The sequence below is a fragment of the Aminivibrio sp. genome, from assembly GCF_016756745.1.
GTDB lineage: Bacteria > Synergistota > Synergistia > Synergistales > Aminobacteriaceae > Aminivibrio.
This window is the reverse complement of record NZ_JAESIH010000087.1, coordinates 1-7,711: the sequence shown is the minus strand read 5'-3', so window position 1 is coordinate 7,711 and position 7,711 is coordinate 1. Positions and strand designations below refer to the sequence as shown.

General features: G+C 61.3%; 7 protein-coding genes. 6 read left to right on the top strand and 1 reads right to left on the bottom strand.

Going from position 1 to position 7,711, the window contains the following annotated elements; genetic code table 11:
• The 4 genes from JMJ95_RS13535 to JMJ95_RS13520 all read left to right on the top strand — a co-directional run.
• The coding region (locus JMJ95_RS13535; protein ID WP_290686377.1) for a formate--tetrahydrofolate ligase at positions 1-1,475 on the top strand (1,475 nt) is incomplete at its 5' end.
• Between the two features lie 11 nt (positions 1,476-1,486).
• The gene (gene folD / locus JMJ95_RS13530; RefSeq protein ID WP_290686375.1) at positions 1,487-2,329 is read left to right on the top strand and encodes a bifunctional methylenetetrahydrofolate dehydrogenase/methenyltetrahydrofolate cyclohydrolase FolD; all 843 of its coding nucleotides are present in this window, start codon (positions 1,487-1,489) and stop codon (positions 2,327-2,329) included.
• Positions 2,330-2,499: 170 nt separating this feature from the next.
• Positions 2,500-3,141: a cyclodeaminase/cyclohydrolase family protein gene (locus JMJ95_RS13525; protein ID WP_290686373.1), complete on the top strand. Its 642-nt coding sequence runs from the start codon at positions 2,500-2,502 to the stop codon at positions 3,139-3,141.
• Between the two features lie 103 nt (positions 3,142-3,244).
• Entirely contained in the window at positions 3,245-4,417 is a 1,173-nt protein-coding gene (locus tag JMJ95_RS13520; RefSeq protein WP_290686371.1) for a Gfo/Idh/MocA family oxidoreductase, read from the top strand.
• Positions 4,418-4,503: 86 nt separating this feature from the next.
• Here the strand turns inward: JMJ95_RS13520 and JMJ95_RS13515 are convergent, their stop codons facing one another.
• On the bottom strand, positions 4,504-5,442 hold the full coding sequence (locus tag JMJ95_RS13515; protein WP_290686369.1) for a hydroxymethylglutaryl-CoA lyase: 939 nt from the start codon (positions 5,440-5,442) through the stop codon (positions 4,504-4,506).
• Positions 5,443-5,677: 235 nt separating this feature from the next.
• On the opposite strand from JMJ95_RS13515, the gene aroD reads away from it, so the two are divergent.
• Together aroD and JMJ95_RS13505 are read left to right on the top strand one after the other, a co-directional pair.
• Positions 5,678-6,457 (top strand): type I 3-dehydroquinate dehydratase, encoded by a 780-nt coding sequence (gene aroD / locus JMJ95_RS13510; protein ID WP_290686366.1) that lies wholly within the window; start codon positions 5,678-5,680, stop codon positions 6,455-6,457.
• A gap of 33 nt (positions 6,458-6,490) precedes the next feature.
• On the top strand, positions 6,491-7,711 hold a 1,221-nt coding region (locus tag JMJ95_RS13505), incomplete at its 3' end, for a thiamine pyrophosphate-binding protein (protein WP_290686363.1).

The window sequence follows — 7,711 nt, the reverse complement described above, 5'->3', positions numbered from 1 at the left end:
CCCCGGCAGGGGAGGGAAAGACCACGACCACCGTCGGGCTTTCCCAGGCTCTGGCGAAGCTCGGTCAGAAGGTCAGTTTCGCCATCCGGGAACCGTCCCTCGGTCCCAGCTTCGGCGTCAAGGGCGGGGCGGCCGGAGGCGGATACAGCCAGGTGATACCCATGGAGGACATCAACCTCCACTTCACCGGCGACCTCCATGCCATCACCGCGGCCCACAACCTTATCGCCGCCATGATCGACAACTCTCTCCAGCAGGGCAACGAGCTCAACCTCGACCCCCGGAGGATCGTGTGGAGACGGGTGATGGACCTGAACGAACGGGCCCTGAGGAGCGTCATCCTCGGCCTGGGGGGAAAGGCCAACGGAGTGCCCCGTGAAAGCGGCTTCGACATCACCGTGGCATCGGAGATCATGGCGATCCTCTGCCTCTCCGTGGACCTCATGGACCTGAAGGAAAGAATACGGCAGATCGTCATCGGCTACACCTATGACGGCAAAGCCGTTACGGCGGGAGACATCGGGGCGGCGGGCTCCGCGGCCGTCCTCCTCAAGGATGCCGTCAAGCCCAACCTCGTCCAGACCCTGGAAGGAGTGCCCGCCTTCATCCACGGCGGTCCCTTCGCCAACATCGCCCACGGCTGCAACTCCCTTCTGGCGACCCGTCTCGGTCTGAAGCTCTCCGACTATTTCGTCACCGAGGCGGGCTTCGGTGCAGATCTCGGCGCGGAGAAATTCCTGGACATCAAGTGCCGCCTCGGCGGCCTCACCCCTTCGGCGGTGGTGATCGTGGCCACGGTGCGGGCGCTGAAGATGCACGGAGGAAGAAAAAAGACGGAACTCGCCCAGGAGGACCTGGCGGCCCTGGAAAAAGGCATGGCCAATCTGGAGAAGCACATCGAGAACATCGCCTCCTTTGGATTGCCCGCTGTTGTTGCCATCAACCGTTTCCCCACGGACAGCGAAGCGGAGCTTGCGCTGGTGGAGGAAAAGTGCGCCCGTCTCGGCGCCTCCGTGGCCCTCTCCGAAGTGTGGGAGAAGGGAGGCGACGGCGGACTGGACCTCGGCAGGAAGGTGATGGAGGCCTGCGAAAAGCGGTCATCGTTCCGCTTCCTCTACGAAGCGTCCCTCAGCCCGAAAGAGAAGATAGGGAAAATCGCCCGGGAAATCTACGGCGCCTCGGGAGTGACCTACACGGAGCAGGCGGAGAAGGACCTTGCCCAGATCCACGAACTCGGCAAGGACGGGCTGCTGGTCTGCATGGCCAAAACCCAGTACTCCCTCTCCGACGACCCCTCCCTCCTCGGCCGTCCCGAAGGCTTCACGGTGACGGTGCGTGAAGTCCGCCTCTCGGCGGGGGCGGGTTTCCTGGTGGCCATCACCGGATCGGTGATGACCATGCCGGGACTGCCGAAAAAGCCGGCGGCCCTTTCCATCGACATCGATGAAAAGGGCCGCATCACCGGCCTCTTTTAGGGGATGCTGCCATGACCGCCAGGATCCTCGACGGCAAGAAACTCTCGGCCGAAATACGGGCTGCCATAAAGGAGGAGACGGCCCTTCTCCGGGAAAAGGGCATTGTTCCCGGCCTTGCGGTGATCCTCGTGGGCGACGACCCGGCATCCAGGGTATATGTCGGGCAGAAGGAAAAAGGGTGCCTGGAGGCCGGATTCGCGTCCTTCCTTCACAGGCTCCCTGCCTCCACCACCCGGGAGGAGCTCCTCGGCCTCATCGACGGACTGAACGGGGATGCCTCGGTCCACGGAATCCTCGTCCAGCTTCCCCTGCCGCCCCAGATCGATCCCGACACCGTGCTTGCGGCAATCCGTCCGGAGAAGGATGTGGACGGTTTCCACCCGGTGAACATCGGGCGTCTCGTGGCGGGGCTCCCGTCCTGTGAACCCTGCACTCCCAAGGGAATACTCCGTCTTCTTAAAAGCACGGGGATTCCCCTGGCGGGGAAGGAGGCCGTGGTCATCGGGAGGAGCAACATCGTGGGAAAGCCGGTGGCCCTCATGCTTCTGGCGGAGAGCGCCACGGTAACCGTCTGCCACAGCAGGACGAAGGACCTCGCGGAGCATCTCCGCAGGGCGGATATCCTGGTCGCGGCCGTCGGGAAGCCCCGGTTCGTCACCGCGGACATGGTGAAGGAGGGCGCCGTGGTGGTGGACGTGGGAATCAACAGGCTCGAGGAAGGCCTGGTGGGGGACGTGGATTACGGTCCCGTCTCTGAGAAGGCGTCGTGGGTCACTCCGGTTCCCGGGGGGGTGGGGCCCATGACTATTGCCATGCTGCTGGAGAACACCCTGGAACAGGCAAAAAAAGCCTGACGCGCCTGAAAGGGCGGACAGGAAGAAATTTTTCCGTCCCTCCGGCACAGCACCGGGGGGACGGCGTTTTTCAAAGGCCGTTCTCTGTGGTATAAAGAAACGGAACACCGCCTGTACGGCACAACATCGTCCGGACAGGCGGACAACTCCACGAGGAGGAAGATATTTCCATGACCCTTCTGAAAGACAGGAGCCTTGAGGACTTTTCGGGAGAGCTAGCGGCCAGTTCAGCGGCACCGGGAGGCGGAAGCGCCGCCGCACTTTCGGGAGCCCTCGGTGCGGCCCTTGTTTCCATGGTGTGCCGGCTCACTCTCGGAAAAAAAGAATACGAGGAGTATGAGGAGGAGCTGAAAGAGGTTCTCGCCCTCTCCGAAGATCTCCGGGCGAACCTTGTGAATGCAGTGGACGTGGATGCCTCGGCCTACGGCATGGTGATGGAGGCCTTTGCCCTTCCGAAGCAGACCGACGAAGAAAAGGCGGTCCGGAGCGAGGCCATACAGAAGGCGTTCCGGGAAGCCTGCGAATCACCGAGAAAAACGTCCCTCTGGTGCCTCGAGGTCCTCCGCCTTTGCGCCCGCGTGTCGGGAAAGGTGAACGTCAACGCGGCCAGCGACCTCGGCGTGGGGGCCAACCAGGCGCTTGCAGGGCTCGAGGGAGCCGCCATGAATGTCCTGATCAATCTCCCGTCCATCAGGGACGAGGAGTACACGGACCACCTCCGTGAAGAGGTCGAAGAGACCGAGGAGGAAGGGCGGATTCTCAAAGCCGGTGTTCTGAGAGAGGTCCTGGCCTATATCGGGGGAGCCGACTGAGTTCAGGACCGTCCTGTGTCCGGAAGCCGATTTCAGGCCGTTTTCCCTTTCTCCGGCGGAAACGGTCAAGGCTTCCGGCTGCCCGATTACGAAGAGGTGCAAAATGAAGACGGTTACTGTAGGCATCATCGGTGCCGGATTTGCATCACGGTTTCACTGCCGGTCCTTTTCCAGGGTTGCGGGCATAGATGTCAGGGTGAAGTCCGCCGCGGACGTGGATAAGAAGAAAGCTTCCGTTCTTGCTGAGGAGTTCGGCCTGGAGGAATATCACGGTGATTACCGGGCTCTTCTTGACGATCCGGAAATCGACGTCATCGACATCTGCACGCCTCCTTTCCTGCACCCGGGCATGACTACCGAGGCCCTCGCGGCGGGGAAGCACGTGATCTGCGAGAAGCCCCTGACCGGCTATTTCGGAGCTCCCGGCGACGAGACTCCCATCGGGGACAGGGTGCCCAGATCGGTCATGTACGAAAAGGTCCTCGAGGATATCCGGAACCTTGAAAGGGCCGTGGCAGGAAGCGACAGGCTCTTCATGTACGCCGAAAATTATGTTTACTCGCCGAATATCCTGAAGGCCGCCGAAATCATCCGGGCACGAAAGAGCAGGATCCTCTTCATGAAGGGGGAGGAGAGCCTGAAGGGATCCACGTCACCTGTGGCGGGACGGTGGGACAAAACAGGAGGCGGCTCTCTCATACGGGTGGGGTGCCATCCTATCGGAGGAATTCTCTGGCTCAAGAGGGAAGAGGCCCGGGCGAGGCAAATTCCCATCGGCATTCAGAGCGTACTGTGCGACACGGCCCGCATGACGCCCTCCCTGAGCGACCACGAACGGCGCCACATCAGCGTCCGTCCCGAGGACGTGGAGGATTTCGCCGCCCTGGTGCTCACCTTCACCGACGGCACCAGGGCGGTGGTGATTGCCGGGGACACCATGCTCGGCGGCACGAGGAACTACGTGGAGGTCTACGCCAACGATGCGGTGATGCATTGCATGATCACCCCTTCGGACAATCTGAGCACCTACATGCTGGACGAGGAGGGGATGGACGGCGTGTATATCTCGGAGATGCTTCCGGCAAAGACGGGATGGCAGAAGCCCTTCGTCGCCGAGGAGCACCTGAGGGGATACGCGGGACAGTTCCAGGATTTCATGGAGTGCGCAGCCATGGGCAGAAAGCCTCTTTCCGATTTCGAGCTCGCCTGTGACGTGGCCAGGGTGATCTACGGAGCCTATCTCTCTGCGGAGCAGGGGAAAAGAGTCGATTTCTGAAGGCGGCGGAACGGCCGCTCTTCAGACTATGAAAATGGAGCACGGCAGGCACCCCCGGGGGTGCCTGCCGCATATAGCCGCAAGGGTCAGCCCTGTTTCTTCGCTGCGGCCGGCGGGACGAGATCTGCGCAGGTCCCCGCTTTCAGGACGGCGCTGTCGGCATGCCCCACCCAGTCCCGGAGCTGTCCGGCCAGGGCGATGATTTTGCCGAGGTCGATACCCGTTTCTATCCCCATCTCGGAGAACATGTGGATCATGTCCTCCGAGGCAATGTTTCCGGAAGCCCCCGGGGCGTAAGGGCAACCTCCGAGGCCGGCGAGAGACCCGTCGAAGCGGATGACTCCGGCCTGCATTCCGGCGACGATGTTTGCCAGAGCCATGCCCCTGGTGTTGTGGAAGTGAAGAAACCAGCGCACGTCGGGGAACTCCTTCATCATCATCGAAGAGAGGTCGAAGACCTGCCGGGGATTGGCCATACCGGTGGTATCGGACAGGGAAAGTTCCGTCAGGCCGAGGCCGTGCAAACGGCCGGCGATTTCCCTCACCTGCGACGGCGGCACTTTCCCCTCGAAGGGACAGCCGAAGGCGGTGGACACGGCGCCGGAAACCTCCATGCCGTGTGCCGCGGCGAAGGCGGCGCATTCTCTGAACCCCTCGATGAGCTCCCGGGGCGTCTTGTTCAGGTTTGCCTTCGCGTGGGATTCACTGGCGGAGACCGTGAGTTTCACCTTGGTGATCCCGGAGGCCAGGGCACGCTCCACGCCCTTGAGATTCGCCACGAGCGCCCTGTATTCCACCCCTTCGACCCGGCGGAACGTCCGGGCCACCTCGTCGGTATCGGCCATCTGGGGGACCGCCTTCGGGTGGACGAAGGAACCGATCTCCACGATTTTCACCCCTGCATCCGCCACCCCCTCGATGAGAGCGGTTTTCCTTTCCACGGAAAGGGTGGAAGGTTCGTTCTGCAGGCCGTCCCTGGGGCCGACCTCGCAAAAGATGACCTTTTCAGGCCACTGTACGGACATATTGTTCATCCTCCTCGTGAAGCAGAATGGGACTGCTTTTCAGGCAAACATTACTCAAGAATGGAGTTTCTGTCAAACGGTATCGTGTTCCGCCAAGCGAAAATATCCGCCGGGGAAAAGAAGCGGTGAGGAAAAGGAAAAAATCAGCTTGACAAATGGAAGCGATCTTCTTATTGTATAATCATTTCTTAGAGGCGGATAGAGTTTCCGCTAAACGGAAAATTGGGAGGTTTTCATGAGACCACGGCCAAAAAAGCCCATTGAGGCAAGAGGAAAGGTTCTTGGAGGCCCCAGGCCTCTCGTCTGCGTTCCCCTCGTCGGCAAGACCCGCGGGGAAATACTGGCAGAAGCTGAAAATATACCCGCCATCGCCCCCGATATAATCGAGCTCCGGGTTGATGCCTGGGAGTTCGTGGAAGAAACGGCTCCCTCCGTCTCCATGATACAGGACGTCCGGAAGGCCGTGGGGGAGATCCCCGTGATTCTTACATGCCGGGGTCACTGGGAGGGCGGATTCAAAAAAGTGTCCGACGGAGCGAAATTCTCTCTCTACCGGGAAGCTGCTGCCGGAGGCTTGGTGGATTTTCTGGACGTGGAGCTTGCCTACGGTGACGAAAAAATCAGGGAAACCCTCCGGATGCTCGAAAGTTTCTCCGTTTCTCTTATCGTCTCATTCCATGATTTTGAAAAAACCCCTCCGAAGGAAATTCTTTTCTCCACCCTCGCCGCCCAGATCCGGGCAGGGGCCCACGTGGCCAAACTCGCCGCCATGCCCCGGAGCGAGGAGGACGTCCTGGCCCTTCTTTCCGCCACTCTTCTGATCCGCCGGGAATACCCCCATATCCCCCTCATCACCATGTCCATGGGCGGCATCGGCGCCGTGAGCAGGGTTACTGGCGGGCTGTTCGGCTCCGACCTTACCTTCGCGGTAGGCAGCAAAGCGTCGGCCCCCGGCCAGATACCGGTGGCGGCCCTGAAGCAGTGCCTGTCGGTTCTCCATCCCCAGGAGAGTTAGACTGCACCGAAAAAAGAATGGAGGCTCGAAAAAATGCAGAAAGACCTTGTAGCGTTCCAGCTCGTGAAGTTTCTCGAGGCCCGCGGTGTGGAGAAGATCTTCGGTTTATGCGGCCACACCGTCATCGGTTTTCTTGACGCGCTCAAAGAAAGCTCCATCCATTTCGTGTCCGTCAGGCACGAGCAGATAGCCGCCCATGCGGCCGACGGCTATTCCCGGGGAAAGGGATGCCGGGTTCCCGGAGTGCTCCTCACCCACCTCGGCCCCGGGCTTGCCAATGCCACCACGGGCGTGGCGGAGGCTTCGCTGAACTCCATCCCCATGGTGGTCATCGCCGGCGACGTCCCGAGCTGCTACTTCGGGCGCCATCCCCATCAGGAGGTGAACCTCCACGCCGACGCCAGCCAGTACGAGATCTTCCGCCCCTTCGTGAAACGGGCCTGGCGGGTCGACAGGCCGGAGCTCCTTCCCGAAGTGATGGACAAGGCCTTCCGACTTGCGGTTACGGGCCGCCCCGGCCCGGTGCTGGTTTCTATCCCCATGGATATTTTCTCCATGGAAATTGACACCCGGTTCTTCGACATGAGGATCGACAACAATCCCCTTCTTCCCAAGCCCGGCCTGGATGAAAAGACGGCGGAGGAAATCGCCGCCATGCTGGCCGAAGCGAAGCACCCGATCCTCTATCCCGGGGGCGGCGTCATCTCCTCCGGTGCCTCGGAGGCCCTCACCGCCCTGGCGACCCACCTGGAGATCCCGGTGCTCTATACCCTCATGGGAAAAGGCGCCATCCCGGACGACCATCCCCTTGCAGTGGGTATGACCGGGTTCTGGGGAACCGACTTCAATAACAAGACCGCCATGAAGGCCGACGTGATGATGGCGGTGGGGACGAGGCTTTCCGAGGCCGACTGCAGCTCCTGGTACTTCGGCGAGACCTTCGACATTCCTCCCACGCGGCTCATCCACATTGATATCAACCAGGAGGAAATCGGGCGGAACTTCAAGACCGCCATCGGTGCCGTATGCGACGCGAAAATGGCCCTCGGCGCCATTCTGGCTGCGGCGAAGAGGCTCTATCCCCATGGCGTGAAGCGGCCCGAAACGGTGAAGGAAATCGCCGAGAACAAGGCCGCCTACTTCGCGAGCATCGCTGAGGCGCAGAAGTCGGACCAGTTCCCCATGCGCCCGGAGCGGATTCTCGCCGACCTCAGGGAAGTTCTTCCCCGGGACGGGTACGTCGTCGCCGACGTC